At 68.2% G+C, this 14,540-nt stretch carries 11 protein-coding genes; 6 read left to right on the top strand and 5 right to left on the bottom strand.

The window, feature by feature from the left end:
* Positions 1 to 4: 4 nt before the first annotated feature.
* The 3 genes from crtI to idi are packed head-to-tail and all read left to right on the top strand — an operon-like array spanning position 5 to position 3,265.
* A complete protein-coding gene (gene crtI, locus ACLQ3J_RS12310; RefSeq protein WP_296550339.1) occupies positions 5 to 1,642 on the top strand; it encodes a phytoene desaturase family protein in 1,638 nt (545 codons plus the stop codon).
* The gene (locus ACLQ3J_RS12315; protein ID WP_378527132.1) at positions 1,635 to 2,669 is read left to right on the top strand and encodes a phytoene/squalene synthase family protein; all 1,035 of its coding nucleotides are present in this window, start codon (positions 1,635 to 1,637) and stop codon (positions 2,667 to 2,669) included. Before crtI ends, ACLQ3J_RS12315 begins: the two co-directional genes overlap by 8 nt.
* Entirely contained in the window at positions 2,657 to 3,265 is a 609-nt protein-coding gene (idi, locus tag ACLQ3J_RS12320) for an isopentenyl-diphosphate Delta-isomerase (protein WP_425903382.1), read from the top strand. Before ACLQ3J_RS12315 ends, idi begins: the two co-directional genes overlap by 13 nt.
* On the opposite strand, the gene ACLQ3J_RS12325 is transcribed toward idi, so the two are convergent.
* Positions 3,262 to 4,770 carry a PucR family transcriptional regulator gene (locus tag ACLQ3J_RS12325; RefSeq protein WP_425903384.1) on the bottom strand — a complete coding sequence of 503 codons (1,509 nt, stop codon included), beginning with the start codon at positions 4,768 to 4,770 and terminating at the stop codon, positions 3,262 to 3,264. The genes idi and ACLQ3J_RS12325 overlap by 4 nt on opposite strands.
* A 198-nt stretch (positions 4,771 to 4,968) precedes the next feature.
* Between ACLQ3J_RS12325 and ACLQ3J_RS12330 the strand changes: the two genes are divergently transcribed.
* Genes ACLQ3J_RS12330 through ACLQ3J_RS12340 form a run of 3 tightly spaced genes read left to right on the top strand, consistent with a single transcriptional unit; the run spans position 4,969 to position 9,807 of the window.
* A complete protein-coding gene (locus ACLQ3J_RS12330; RefSeq protein ID WP_206036952.1) occupies positions 4,969 to 6,285 on the top strand; it encodes an 8-oxoguanine deaminase in 1,317 nt (438 codons plus the stop codon).
* Positions 6,286 to 6,289: 4 nt separating this feature from the next.
* Positions 6,290 to 7,099, top strand: a complete 810-nt coding sequence (locus ACLQ3J_RS12335; protein ID WP_296550342.1) for an FAD binding domain-containing protein — start codon at positions 6,290 to 6,292, stop codon at positions 7,097 to 7,099.
* Positions 7,096 to 9,807 (top strand): molybdopterin-dependent oxidoreductase, encoded by a 2,712-nt coding sequence (locus ACLQ3J_RS12340; protein WP_425903385.1) that lies wholly within the window; start codon positions 7,096 to 7,098, stop codon positions 9,805 to 9,807. The genes ACLQ3J_RS12335 and ACLQ3J_RS12340 overlap by 4 nt, the downstream gene beginning before the upstream one ends.
* Here ACLQ3J_RS12340 and ACLQ3J_RS12345 read toward each other — a convergent pair.
* The 4 genes from ACLQ3J_RS12345 to ACLQ3J_RS12360 are packed head-to-tail and all read right to left on the bottom strand — an operon-like array spanning position 9,778 to position 14,429.
* Positions 9,778 to 10,647, bottom strand: a complete 870-nt coding sequence (locus ACLQ3J_RS12345) for an SRPBCC family protein (RefSeq protein ID WP_425903386.1) — start codon at positions 10,645 to 10,647, stop codon at positions 9,778 to 9,780. The genes ACLQ3J_RS12340 and ACLQ3J_RS12345 overlap by 30 nt on opposite strands.
* Before the next feature lie 34 nt (positions 10,648 to 10,681).
* On the bottom strand, positions 10,682 to 11,536 hold the full coding sequence (locus ACLQ3J_RS12350) for an FAD binding domain-containing protein (RefSeq protein ID WP_378527127.1): 855 nt from the start codon (positions 11,534 to 11,536) through the stop codon (positions 10,682 to 10,684).
* Positions 11,533 to 13,938 (bottom strand): xanthine dehydrogenase family protein molybdopterin-binding subunit, encoded by a 2,406-nt coding sequence (locus ACLQ3J_RS12355; protein WP_422425340.1) that lies wholly within the window; start codon positions 13,936 to 13,938, stop codon positions 11,533 to 11,535. The genes ACLQ3J_RS12350 and ACLQ3J_RS12355 overlap by 4 nt, the downstream gene beginning before the upstream one ends.
* A complete protein-coding gene (locus tag ACLQ3J_RS12360) occupies positions 13,935 to 14,429 on the bottom strand; it encodes a (2Fe-2S)-binding protein (protein WP_169621017.1) in 495 nt (164 codons plus the stop codon). Before ACLQ3J_RS12360 ends, ACLQ3J_RS12355 begins: the two co-directional genes overlap by 4 nt.
* Positions 14,430 to 14,540: the final 111 nt, after the last annotated feature.

The following is a 14,540-nucleotide window of genomic DNA, read 5'->3' on the forward strand; positions in this document are numbered from 1 at the left end:
GATCATGAAGACGATCCCCGGGCCCGTCGATTCCGTGGTCGTGGTGGGGGCAGGACTCTCCGGTCTCGCTGCGGCGCTGTACCTTACGGGCGCGGGTAAACGCGTCACCGTGCTCGAGCGCGACGACACTGTGGGTGGCCGGGTCGGGACCTATCCGGTGTACGACGACTCCGGCAACCCCCTCTACACCATCGACAACGGCGCCAGCGTGCTCACGATGCCGGACCTGATCTCCGATGCGCTCGCCGCGGTCGGCGAGTCGTTCGATTCCACGACTCCCACAGTCGAACTGAGCGCACTGTCTCCCAGCTACCACGCTCGTTACGCCGACGGCAGTGCTCTCGACGTGTACGCCGATCCCACGGAGATGTCCGCCGAAGTCGAAAAAGTCTGCGGTCCAGGTGAAGTCGACGGGTATCGCCGATTGCGAGGCTGGCTCGCCAGCATCTTCGATACGGAGTTCGACCGGTACATCGCGTCGAACTTCGATTCGCCTCTCGACCTCGTCGGCTCGCGCGCAGCGCTGCGCGACACCGCCAGGCTGGCATTGATCGGCGGTTTCGGCCGCCTGGGCTCCCGGATCGCCTCGTTCGTCCGGGACGATCGGCTACGCCGGATCTTCACCTTCCAGTCGCTCTACGCCGGGGTCGCCCCGTCGAAAGCGCTCGGTGTGTACGGCGCTATCGCCCATATGGACACCTCGCTCGGGGTCTACTTCCCCGCGGGCGGAATGTCGGCTGTCGCAGAGTCCATGGCCGATGCGCTCACCCGTCACGGCGGAGCGCTCCACACCTCGGCCGAAGTGTCGGAACTGGAGATCCGCAACGATCGCGTGACGGCCGTCCTGACGTCCGACGGTCGCCGTGTCGAGTGCGACGCACTCGTCCTCACCCCGGACCTCCCGATCGTCGACCGCTTGCTCGATCGGGCCGGTGTGACGAGCAGCGGCAGGAAGCGGGGTTATTCCGTCGTGTCGCCGTCCGCAGTCGTCTTCCACGGCACCGTTCCCACCGAGGTCACGCAGTCGTGGCCGTCGAGCGCGCACCACACCATCGATTTCGGCGAGCAGTGGGCGGAGACCTTCGCACGTATCACCGCCGGTCCTGGCCGTGGACAGTTGATGGAGGACCCGTCGTTGCTGATCACCCGCCCGGCGGTCACCGACCCCGCCTTGCGGATGGTGCGTAACGGTGTCCTCAGCGAACCGGTGTCGATCTTGGCGCCGTGCCCGAACCTCGCGTCCGCGCCCATCGACTGGAACCGCCGCGCCGTGCCCTACCTGCGAGAGATCCAGATCGTCCTCGAGCAGCGGGGTTACTGCGGCCTGACCGCTGCGATGGTGGTCGACCACCTCGATACCCCGCAGACGTGGCGCGACAAAGGCATGCTCGAAGGCAGTCCGTTCTCCTCCGCCCATGTTTTCCGCCAGACCGGACCTTTCCGGCGCAAGAACATGGTCGGCGGCGTGGACAATGTGGTGCTGGCGGGCTCGGGTACCACCCCCGGCGTCGGAGTACCCACCGTGCTCGTGTCGGGGCGCCTTGCCGCCGAGCGGATCGTCGGATCGGCGACGAGCGAGCGGCCGCGTCGGACCGCCGTCACACAGTCGGTGCGCTCCGAGGAGGTAGTCGAGCATGGGTGAACTCGCCGGAATCGATCCCGGACTGCACGAGGCGTACCGGGTGTGCCGCGAACTGAACGAGCGCCACGGGAAGACCTATTTCCTTGCGACAAGGCTCCTTCCGGCATCCAAGCGTGCGGGCGTACATGCTCTCTACGGGTTTGCGCGGATGGTCGACGACGTCGTCGATGTCGAGGTCGACTCCGATCGGGCGGCCGCCGCGAAGGTCGATGCCTTCGAGGATCGGATCCGGGCCGCTTTCGGTGGCGCACCTCTGGGGCGGAGCCGGCCCGATCTCGTGCTCGGAGCGCTGGTGGATACCGCCGCGCGGTACGACATTCCGCACAGCTACTTCTATGCCTTCCTGCATTCGATGCGCATGGACATACCGGGGACCGTGATGTTCCGCCCGCGCTACCGCACGATGGACGAGTTGTCGGAATACATGTACGGATCCGCGGCCGTCATCGGTCTGCAGATGCTTCCGATCCTGGGTACGGAGACGGATCGGGACAAGGCTGCGCGGCCGGCCGCCGCACTCGGCGAAGCCTTCCAGCTCACGAACTTCATCCGGGATATGGGCGAAGACCTCGACCGCGACCGGATCTACCTGCCGACCGACGAGTTGAAGGCTTTCGGTGTCGACGAGGATCTTCTCCGATACTGCCGGACGACCGGCCGGAACGATGCCAGGCTCGAGCGGGCACTCGCGCACCTGATCGCGCACACCCGGTCGGTGTACCGCGAGGCAGACCCGGGGATCGACATGCTCGATCGATCGGTACGCCCGGGGATGCGCACAGCGTTCGTGCTGTACCGCGACATTCTCCGGGAGGTCGAGGACGGCGGATATCGTGTACTTCATCAGCGGGCACGCGTCTCCCGGCGGAGGCGCCTCGCCGTCGCCGCGCCACGATTGGCGGAGGCCGGATGGACCACCTTCCGTACGCGCGCGAAGACAGCGAAGAGCGTGGGTCAGCTGTCGAGCGGAGAGCGGACCCACTCACGACGAGGAACGGACAGAACAGGAACACCATGGAGCAAGTAGTGCTGCTCGACGAGGCGGGGCGCGCCGTCGGCACCGAACCGAAGGCAACCGTCCACACCGCGACGACGCCGTTGCATCTCGCTTTCTCCGCGTACGTCTTCGATGAGAACGGCCGTCTGCTCATCACCCGGCGCGCCCTGGAGAAGCGGACGTGGCCCGGGGTATGGACGAACAGTGGTTGCGGTCACCCGGCGCCGCAGGAGCCGCTCGAACTGGCCGTCCGCAGGCGGCTGGGCCAAGAACTCGGTATCGAACTCGACGACGTCGGCGTTGTGCTCCCGTCCTTCCGATACCGGGCGGTGATGGACAACGGGATCGTCGAGAACGAAATCTGCCCCGTCTACCGGGCCCTGTACCGGGGATCGCAGCCGGCTCCCGACCCGGCCGAGGTGTGCGGCGTCGACTGGGTGGAGTGGACCGCCTTCGCGGACGCGGTGGTGGACGGGACCCGCGACGTGTCGCCGTGGTGCTACGAGCAGGTGCAGCAACTCCTGCAGCTCGGCGCCGATCCCCTTCGGTGGCCGGTTGCGGACGCCGCAGATCTACCGCCCGCTGCCCCCGACCGCCTGAGCGGGGATCTGCCGCGCCTCGCCTAAGCCTCCTGCACCTGCAGCATCCGGAGCGCCAGGTAAACGTCGAGCCTGTCATCGATCTGGGACAGATCGCGCCCGGTGAGCTTCTCCACCTTGCCGATTCGGTACCGGACCGTGTTGAGGTGCACGTGGATTCGTTCTGCGGTGCGTCGCCACGAGCCACTGCACGCGAGGAACACCTCGAGGGTGGAGAGAAGCCCGCTATCGGTGGACAGGTCGTGATCGAGCACCGGCCCGAGGATCCGTTGAGCGAAATCGTGACGCAACCTGTCCGGTACCGCGGAGAACAACTCCGCCGCCGAGTCCATTGCTGCCGTGCGCACGGACACCGGTTCGCGAATGTCACCGTCGCCCGTGGCGAGCGCGGTGGCGGTGGCGACGGCACCCGCCAGCGACCCGAGCGTGCACGTGGCGCTCGTGCCCACCCGCAATCGCGTGCGCTCGAGCGCCGGGACGACTCGGGCGAGCCGCCGACGAAGCACTGCGTGAACCTCGTCGGCGTCGCCGGCGACGGTCAGGACGACCCGGTCCCCGTCCAGCGCGCTCACGCACCCCGGCAGTGCGTCGCAGAGCGTGTCGCGAAGCGCCCGTAGCCGTTCGGCGGTGGCCGCAGCGGCCCGGTCGTCGTGGGACACCCGGCGCGCGACCACCGCGACAAGTGGACGTCCCGAATCGAATGTTGCTGCCGCAGTGGACACCAGCCCGGAACTGTCTCCGGCGTCCCAGGCGGTGCGCCGGCGTTCGTCTCGGCGAACCCGGTCGAGTGCCGCCACCGTGGCGAGTTCCCGGAACGCCTCGAGGCAGTCCGCGCGCGCGTCGCCCGTGTGCCGTACCACCAGCAGCCAGCAGGATGTGCGGTCGCGAAGGCCACCGCCCACGGAGAGCACCGTGTAGTCGGCGGTCGCGTGGGGAAGCCGCTCGGCGGACAAGGCCGCCGCGACGAGCCGGTCCACGATGTCGTCGTCGAGGGGTGCCGCGCCGGCGAGAGGCACTCCGGTGGCGGTGAGCAGCCACGCCTGCGCCCCGAATTCCTGGGCGGTGCGGTCGAGCAGGTCGCCGATGCTGCGACCGTCGGCGACCGCTTCGAGCAACCGCCGCTGCCGCGCGAGTCCGTTCTGCAGACGGTCCATGCGCGCGCCGGACATGCGTGCGGTCATCCGCTCGATGATCCGGCTGAACGGCACGTCCGCGGGGACCGAGAGCAACGGCAGCCGATGCCGGGCGCACGCGGCGACCACGTCCTCGGGCACCTCACCGAGCAGGGCCTCCCCCGCGGCGAGCGCAGTCACGCCCACGCGCGCGAGGTGTTTGACGAACAGATCCGAGTCTTCGGCAGACGCCCGCCACACCAGCCCCGAGAACACCAGCGACCCCGCGCTGACGTACCGGGTGGGGTCGGGCATATCGGTGGTACAGGTTCGCAGTACCGGCCGTTCGAGCATCGCGGGGTCGCCGTGGAGAACCCGGATTCCGAGTTCGGCATCGTCGAGTACATCGTGAAGAAGCACTGCACCACCTCCGTGCGCGGGCCTTTGGACGATCGCACAATACGAAGCGGGCATTTCGTTGCGGTTTCGTACACGGTGCCCGGGGTGTTGCGTCTCGAGCAGGAGTTCACTGGTAGGTGCCCGCCGACGTGAGGAGCAACCGTGCACACTCGCCCTACCACCCGACCGATCGTGATCCGTGGTGCGCACGTGGTCACGATGGATGCCGGTCGCGCCGAATACCGCAGCGGTCACGTCGTGGTCGACGGAAACAGGATCGTCGCGGTCGGCGACGGCGAACCGCTCGGGTACGACGACGCGCAGATCGTGGACGGCGCCGGATGCATTCTGACTCCCGGGCTCGTCAATACCCACCACCACCTCTACCAGTGGATCACCCGCGGTCTGGCCGTCGATCACACGCTGTTCGAGTGGCTGACCACGCTGTATCCCATCTGGGGCGGCATCGACGCCGATATGGTGCATGTCGCGGCGAAGGGTGCCCTCGCGCACCTGCTGAAGACCGGATGCACCACCAGCACCGATCATCACTACGTCGTCCCCCGCGACGGGGGTGACGTCTTCGGGGCCGAGATCGCCGCGGCGGCAGAGGTCGGTATCCGGTTCCACCCCTGCCGCGGTTCGATGGACCTGGGCGCGAGCGCGGGGGGACTCCCGCCGGATCACATCGTCGAGGACCTCGACGCGATCCTCGCCGGCAGTCAGGACGCCGTCCAGCGGTGGCACGATCCGTCGTTCGATTCGATGCTCCGCGTCGCGCTGGCCCCGTGCTCCCCGTTCTCCGTGACCGGGGAACTGCTGAAACAGTCCGCGGTGCTCGCCCGCGATCTCGGCGTCCGCTTGCACACGCACCTTGCGGAAACCCTCGACGAGCAGGACTTCTGCCTCGAGAGGTTCGGGTGCAACCCCGTCGAGTACATGGAATCTCTCGGCTGGACTGGGCCGGATGTGTGGTACGCGCACGCAGTACATCTCGACGACCGCGACATCGGGGTGCTCGCGGCCTCGGGCACGGGTGCGGCGCACTGTCCGACATCCAACGCGCGTCTCGGTGCGGGTATCGCGCGCGCCGCCGACCTCTACGCGGCAGGAGTTCCGCTCGGACTCGGGGTCGACGGCGCGGCGAGCAACGAATCGTGCTGCATGCTCGAAGAGGCCCACCACGCCGCGCTGTTCGCACGCGCCCGGAGCGGACCGCGGGCAATGACCGTTCGGCAGAGTCTCGCGCTCGCGACCATCGGCGGTGCGCGCGTCCTGGGTCGTGAGAACGAGATCGGCTCTCTCGAGGTGGGCAAGCTCGCCGATCTCGCTCTGTGGCGGCTCGACACACTCGCTCATTCCGGGATCGCGGACCCGGTCGCGGCGCTCGTACTGGGGTCGCAGCCTCCCCTGGATCTGCTTCTCGTCAACGGACGCGAGGTGGTACGCAACGATCGGGTGCTCACCGTCGACACCGACGTCGTCGCTCGCGGCGTGGCGGACGCGCACACCCGCCTCGTCTCCAAAGCGGGGTAACGCCATGGATCTGCACACCGTGACGGACTACACCGTGGCGCGGACACGTGAGGATCTCACCTGGGGACCGGGCACGGCGTTCGTCGGAGGCGGCACCTGGCTGTTCTCGGAACCGCAACCACACGCGCGTCGCCTCGTCGACCTGTCGGGGCTGGGCTGGCCCGCGACGGTGATCGACGACGCCGGCCTCGAAGTGGCCGCGACCTGCACGGTCGAGGAACTCTCGAGACTCTCCGAGACCACGACGTGGCAAGCCGCACCATTGTTCGGGCAGTGCGCCGACGCCCTGCTCGCCTCGTGGAAGATCTGGAAGCGTGCCACCGTCGGCGGCAACATCTGCCTGTCGCTGCCCGCCGGTGCCATGATTTCCCTCGCGGTCGCGCTCGACGCCGACGCGGTGATCTGGTCCCGAGGGGGCGGTGAGCGACGACTGCCGGTGGCGGAGTTCGTCACCGGCGTCGGCGGCAACCTCCTGCACGACGGAGACATCCTGCGCAGTATCCGTATCGAGGCACCGAAGCTGTCCTCACGCACCGCATTCCGGAAGATCGCCTTGTCTCCGCTGGGCCGGTCCGGTGCCGTGGTCATCGGTCGGCGCGACGCCGACGGTGCGTTCGCCCTGTCGGTGACCGCTGCCACCACCCGTCCCCACGTGCTGAGGTTCCCCGATCTGCCCGCTGCGGCGGACCTCGAGGCAGCACTGACCTCTACCGTCGCCGCGGACGCCTACCACGCCGATGTCCACGGGACCCCCCAGTGGCGCAGGGCGGTCACAGCCGTTCTGGCACAGGAAGTCCGGGAGGAGTTGTCATGAGACTGACGGTCAACGGTGACGAGGTCGACGCCGCTCCCCGCCCCGGGCAGTGCCTGCGCACGATGCTGCGAGACCACGAACACTTCGAGGTCAAGAAGGGCTGCGACACGGGTGACTGTGGCGCGTGCTCGGTGCTCGTCGACGGTGAGGCGGTGCATTCGTGCGTCTATCCCGCCGTCCGGGCCGAGGGGCGCGCGGTCACCACGGTGACCGGTCTGGGCACGCCCGACGACATGCATCCCCTGCAACAGCGGTTCGTCGACGCCGCCGGGTTCCAATGCGGATTCTGCACCGCCGGCATGATCGTCACGGCCTCGACGTTCACCGAGTCCGACCTCGACGACCTTCCGCGCCGGCTCAAAGGAAACTTGTGCCGCTGCACCGGATATCGTTCCGTCGACGATGCGCTGCGCGGCGTCGGCAACGTCGGGAAGACATGCGGAAAAGCTTTCGGTGCATCCCATCCCGCACCTGCGGGCCCGCGGGTCGTCACCGGTACGGAGCCGTACACGTTCGACACCGTCGTCGACGGCGTGCTGCATATCGCGACCCTCGGCAGCCCGCACCCGCACGCCCGGATCGTGTCCATCGACACCGTCGCAGCGGAACAACTGCCGGGCGTGCACGCGGTCCTGTGCTGGCGCGACGCCCCCGAGTTCGCATATTCGACAGCGAGACACGAGAACCGGGAAGAAGATCCGGACGACACCTACCTCTTCGACCGGACGCTTCGATACGTCGGGCAACGGGTTGCGGCGGTCGTCGCCGAGACGGAAGCCCAAGCGCAGGAGGCCTGCCGGCTTCTCCGCGTGGAATACGAGGTCCTGCCCTTCGTGCTCGACCCGGACGAGGCCGCGGCACCCGGTGCCCCGCTGCTGCACGGTGACAAGGGGCCGGAAGCGCGGATCGCCGATGCCTCCCGCAACCTCATCGGAGAGGTGCACGGCGGGTGTGGTGACGTCGAAGCCGGCATCGCCGCGGCTGCGGCCGTGGTGCGCGGGCGCTGGCAGACGCAGCGCGTCCAGCACACCCATCTCGAAACACACGGCGCCGTCGGATGGCTCGACGACGACGGACGGCTGGTGATCCGCAGTTCCACCCAGGTTCCGTTCCTCGTCCGGGACGAACTGTGCCGGATCTTCGGGCTCGAGCGTCACCGCGTCCGGGTGTTCACCGCCCGCGTGGGTGGGGGATTCGGCGGAAAACAGGAAATGCTCGTCGAGGACGTCGTCGCGGCGGCCGTCCTGCGCACCGGACGCCCGGCGCGGTGGGAGTTCACCCGGGCGGACCAGTTGACGGTCGCGCCGTGTCGTCATCCCATGCGGGTCGACGTCACCGTGGCCGCGGACGCCGACGGGATCCTCACGGCCCTCGCCATCGACGTCCTCAACGACGGCGGCGCGTACGGCAACCATTCGGCGAGCGTGATGTTCCACGGGTGCGGCGAATCGGTCGAGGTGTACCGCTGCCCGAACAAGCGTGTCGACGGCCGGTCGGTGTACACGAACAACCGGCCGTCGGGCGCGTTCCGCGGATACGGTCTCGGACAGGTGGTGTTCGCGGTCGAGTCCGCAATGGACGAACTCGCCCTGGAACTGGACCTCGACCCGTACGAGTTGCGGCGCCGCAACGTGGTGGTTCCCGGCGACGAACTGGTCGCCGCCCATCCCGAGGGCGCCGACCTCGGGTTCGGAAGCTACGGCCTCGACCAGTGCCTCGACCTCGTGCGCAGTGCGATGTCGCGTGCGGACGGGCCACCCGCGCCGGAGGGTCCACGGTGGCGAGTCGGCGAGGGAATGGCGTTGGCGATGATCGCGTCGAACCCGCCAGGCGGGCACATCGCCGACACGTCGATCGAACTCCTGCCGGACGGTACGTTCGTCGCCCGGGTCGGTACCGCGGAATTCGGGAACGGTACGACGACCGTGCACACACAGATTGCCGCGTCGGTGCTCGGGACCGAGCCGGACCGGATCCGCGTCGAACAGTCGGATACCGACGTCACGACGCACGATACGGGCGCGTACGGATCGTCGGGAACGGTCGTCGCGGCGAAGGCCCTGCACGCCGCGGCCCACGCGCTGCGCGGCGATATGGCGAAATGGGCGGCGGAACTGACCGGCGAATCACCCGACGACGTGGAGTTCACGGCCGGCGGAGCCCAGGTGGGCGGCACAGAGGTGCCGTATGCGGACCTCCTGGAGGCGGCGGGCGGGACCCTGCGCGCCGAAGGCAGCCACGGCGGGCTCCCCCGCTCGTTGTCGTTCAACGTGCAGGGGTTTCGCGTCGCGGTCGACATCGGCACCGGTGAAGTGCGCATCCTGCAGTCCGTCCAGGCAGCCGACGCGGGTGTCGTCGTCAACCCCGAGCAGTGCCGGGGCCAGGTGGAAGGTGGTGTCGCCCAAGCCATCGGCGTCGCGATGTACGAAGAACTCGTCACCGATGCCAGCGGCACCGTCGTCACCGCGACGCTGCGGAACTACCACATTCCGCAGTACGCAGATGTGCCCCGCACCGAGGTGTACTTCGCGGACACCTACGACACCATGGGGCCGATGGGCGCCAAGTCCATGAGCGAGGCGCCGTTCAATCCCGTTGCCCCCGCGCTCGCCAACGCGGTCCGGCGCGCGATCGGAGTGCGGCCACACGAACTACCGCTGTCCCGGGACCGGATCTGGTCACTTCTTGCGGCACCCACTGCACGCTGAACGACTTCGGCGCCGACGGCGGGACGTCCGGTTCAGGACCACCCCGACCACGAGCGCCACGGCGGCCACCACCCCCACCGGCACGAGCCGCTGGATCACCGAGCCGCGCGCGAACTCCATGAGATCGAGAGCCTCGGCCTCGGGTTGCGGATCGGCGGTCGCGTGCGCCGCGCTCGAATTCGCCGTTCCGGTGGCGGCATCCGCGGGCGGCGCCGGAGCGACGGCACCGGGTGTGGCCGCGGGTGCCGGTGTGGCGGTCTGCGCGGCGTCACCCGCCACGGGTGCGACGAACCCCGCACCGGCCGGTGTCGTGTCGGGAGGTGTCGGAGCCACCGCCGGCGCGCTGGACGGTACCGATTCGTTGGGAGTCGATTCGCTCGGCGTCGAGTCCGCGGCCTCCGGTCCCAGTTTCTTCGACAGACAGGACGCGAACTGTTCGAGGATCTTCCCGCCGACATCGGAGATCATCCCCCGGCCGAACTGAGCAGGCTTGCCCGTGACCGTCATATCGGTGTGGACCGTGCCGTCCGTACGGTCACCGTCGCCGGTGAGAACGATCGTGATGGTCGCGCTGACCGTGCCGTTGCCGCGCGTGTCCTTCGCGTTCGCCTCGATGACCGCCTTGCGGGCCTGCTCGTCCTTTTCGACGTATCGTCCGGTGCCCTTGAAGGTGAGCGCCACCGGCCCGAGCTTGACCTTCACCGTTCCCGTGAACGTGTCCCCCTCGGTCCCGGTGAGCTTCGCCCCGGGCATGCACGGTGCGACCTTCTCGGGGTTCAGCAAGGCGGTCCACACCTCTTCGACGGGTGCTGGAACTGACAGGGTGTGATCGAGTTGCATTGCGTCCTCTCGGATAGTGAAGGTGTCGGAAACGTCAGATTCCCGTTGCTGTCGTCACCGCCCGGCGAGTGAGCACCTGCGCCAGATGGCTGCGGTACTCGGCGTCGGCGTTTCCGTCGGTCATGGGGTCGGTGCCGTCTGTCGCGCGCTCCGCAGCCGCCCTGATCGTGTCCGCCGTGGCGGGCTGCCCGACGAGCGATTCTTCGACACCACGCGCCCGGATCGGCACCGCCGCCATGTTGGTCAGAGCCACCTTGGCGCGTTCGATGGTGCCGCCCGCGACCGACACGGTCGCGGCGACGCCGACGATCGACCATTGTTGTGCTGCGCGATGGAACTTTTCGTACCGGGCGGCCCACTCGGTGTGGTTCGGAATGCGGATCTCCGCGAGGATTTCCCCGGCGTCCAGCGCAGTCGTGAAGTAGTCCTGGAAGAACTCTTCCGCCGTCAGGGTGCGAATGCCCGCGGGGCCGACCACCCGGAGCGTCGCGTCGAGAGCCACGGCCGGAGCGGCGAGGTCACCGGCGGGATCGGCGTGCGCCAACGACCCGCCGAGCGTTCCCCGATGCCGGATCTGGGGGTCCGCGACGGTGGCCGTGGCCTCCGCGAGCAATCGTGCGTGCCGCGCGACGAGCGGGTCGTGCAGAACTTCGTGGTGCGTGGTGGTCGCGCCGATCACGATCTCGTCGCCCTCCTCACGGATGCCGCGCAGTTCGGCGACGCGGCCGAGGTCGACGAGCGCCGACGGTGCCGCCAGACGCAACCGCAGGACCGGCATCAGGCTTTGGCCGCCTGCGATGATCTTCGAGTCCTCGCCTGCATCGCGCAGTGCCGTGACCGCCTCCTCGAGGCTGGTGGGCCGGAAATATTCGAACGCGGCCGGAATCATTGCGTGCCTCCCTGTGTACTCGTCCCGTCGCTGCGGGCAGAACGAATGGCATGCCACACCCGCATCGGAGTGCACGGCATCGTGATGTCGCGGACCCCGAACTGCCGTACGGCGTCGAGCACCGCGTTCACCACGGCCGGCGTCGACGCGATGGTGCCGGCCTCGCCGACTCCCTTGACGCCCAACGGGTTCCCCGGAGCCGGTGTGTCGGTGCGGTCGGTGGTGAACGACGGCAGATCCACGGCCGTGGGAAGCAGGTACTCGGCGAACGAGCCGCTGAGCAACGTGCCCGACTCGTCGTGCACCGCTTCCTCGTACAGTGCCTGGGCGATGCCCTGCGCCAGACCTCCGTGCACCTGGCCCTCCACGATGAGGGGATTGACGACGTGCCCGATGTCGTCGACGCAGACGTATTTCCGGATGCGGGCGTGACCCGTCTCGGTGTCGACCTCGATCGCGCACAGGTGGGTGCCGTGCGGGAACGAGAAGTTGTCGGGGTCGTAGGTCGCCTCCGAATCGAGGTTCGGTTCGATCCCGTCGGGCAGGTCGTGCGCGGCGAACACGGCGAGCGCAATGTCCGTGAGCCCCACCGACTTCTCGGTTCCCTTGACCCGGAACTGTCCGTCGGTGAAGTCGAGATCGTCCTCCGCGCACTCCATCAGGTGTGCGGCGATCGGCCGCGCCTTGGCCACCACCTTCTCGGCCGCCTTCACCACTGCGATTCCGCCGACGGCGAGGGACCGTGAACCGTAGGTGTCGAGACCCCGTGGGGACGTCTGGGTGTCGCCGTGCAGGACCTCGATGTCCTCGAACGGGATTCCGAGTCGATCGGCGACGATCTGGCTCCACGCCGTCTCGTGTCCCTGGCCGTGCGCGGACGCGCCGGTGACCACCTCGACCTTGCCGGTGGGCAGCATGCGGATCGCCGCGTGCTCCCATCCTCCGGCCCCGTACGACAGCGAACCGAGGACGCGCGACGGGGCGAGTCCGCACATCTCGGTGAACGTCGATACCCCGATGCCCAGTTGCACCGGGTCCTTGCGCTCCCGGCGCTCGGCCTGTTCGCGTCGCAGACCGTCGTAGTCCAGCAGTTCGAGCGCTTTCGCGGTGGCCGCCTCGTAGTTGCCGGAGTCGTAGGTCAGGCCCGCGACGGTGTCGAACGGGAACTCCTCGTGCGCGATCCAGTTCTTCTTCCGGAGTTCGATCGGGTCCATCGACAGTTCGACGGCGAGTTCGTCCATGATGCGTTCGATCGCGAAGGTGGCCTCGGGGCGGCCCGCACCGCGGTAGGCATCGGTGGGCACCTTGTTGGTGAACACGTTGGTGCAGGTGAATCGGTAGGCGTCGAACTTGTAGATGCCGTTGAACATGAACGCCCCGAGGATCGGGACGCCGGGCGTGACGAGTCGCAGGTACGCGCCCATGTCCGCCAGCAGGTCCACCTTCAGCCCCGTGACCGTGCCGTCGCGTCTCGCCGCGATGGTGAGTTTCTGGATCTGGTCGCGGCCGTGATGCCCGGCCATCATCGATTCGCTGCGCGTCTCGGTGTACTTGAGGGGCTTGCGCAACCGGCGCGCAATCAGCAGGGTGAGCACCTCTTCCGGTGTCACCTGGAGTTTGCCGCCGAATCCGCCACCCACGTCCGGGGCGATCACCCGCAGGGTGTGCTCGGGGATACCGAGTGTCATCGCGAGCATCAGTTTCAGGATGTGCGGGACCTGCGTGGACGACCACATCGTGGTCTGCGAGGCAGTGGGGTCGACGACCACCGAGCGCGGTTCCATGAACGCCGGGATGAGCCGCTGCTGGCGGAAGGTCCGCTCCACGACGACCTCCGCATCCCGGAGGGTGTCGTCGACGTTGCTCCCGCTCCCGGCTTCCGCAGAATCGAACACCCACGTCGCGCTGCGGTTGGTGCCGAGGTCGGGGTGGAGCACAACGGTGTCGTCGGCGGCGGCCGCGAGGTCGAGCACGACCGGCAGGTCGTCGTAATCCACATCGATCGCGTCGAGTGCGTCGTGCGCTTCGTAGTAGGTGCGGGCGACCACGACCGCCACGGCCTCCCCCGCGAACCTCACGGTGCCGACGGCGAGCGCGGGTGCGGGCGGCGTCAGCATGTCCTCGGTGATCTGCCAGGCACACGGCAGGCTGCCCTGTTCCTCCGCGAGATCCGCGCCGGTGTAGACGGCGACGACACCCGGTTGCTTCTTCGCTTCGTCCACATCGAGGTGGGTGATGCGTGCGTGTGCGAACGGGCTACGCAATATCGCCGCGTGCAGCATGCCGGGGAGCACGATGTTGTCGGTCCAATGGGTGCGGCCCGTGACGAGGTGCTCGTCTTCCTTGCGGCGGCGTGCCCTGCCGAGTTCGGATTCGGTACGTGGTTCGGCGGTGCTCGTCATCGTGTGCCTCCCTGCGTTGCCGCCGGTGCCTCGCGCAGGCGCTGCGCGGCGTCCTGTGCAGCGGCGACGATGTTCTGATATCCGGTGCAGCGGCAGAGGTTTCCCTCGAGGCTGTGCCGCACCTGTTCGTCGTCGGGATCGGGGTTGTCCGCGAGCAGGTCGATCGTCGCCATGATCATTCCCGGCGTGCAGAACCCGCATTGCAGAGCATGTTTCTCCCGGAATGCCTCCTGGACGGGATGCAGGGAACCGTCGACGGACAGTCCTTCGACGGTCGTGACCTCCTGCCCGTCCGCCTGTACCGCGAGCACCGAGCACGACTTGACGCTCTGCCCGTCGAGCAGGACGGTGCACGCGCCGCAGTTGCTCGTGTCGCAGCCGACCACCGTCCCGACTTTTCCCAGCCGGTCTCTGAGATAGTGCACGAGCAGAAGGCGGGGTTCCACGTCGTCGGTATAGGGCGTTCCGTCGACGGTGACAGTGATGCGCATCGAACCTCCAGTGCATGACGCGAGCGACTCCGGTGATACAGATCACTGCCACTTTGCGTCACCGGAGGGGCACGATGGCCCGAATCGACGAAATCGGTCGCCACGGTTCGG

Origin of the sequence: Rhodococcus sp. DT1 (assembly GCF_049844875.1) — a bacterium.
Taxonomy (GTDB): Bacteria; Actinomycetota; Actinomycetes; order Mycobacteriales; family Mycobacteriaceae; genus Rhodococcus.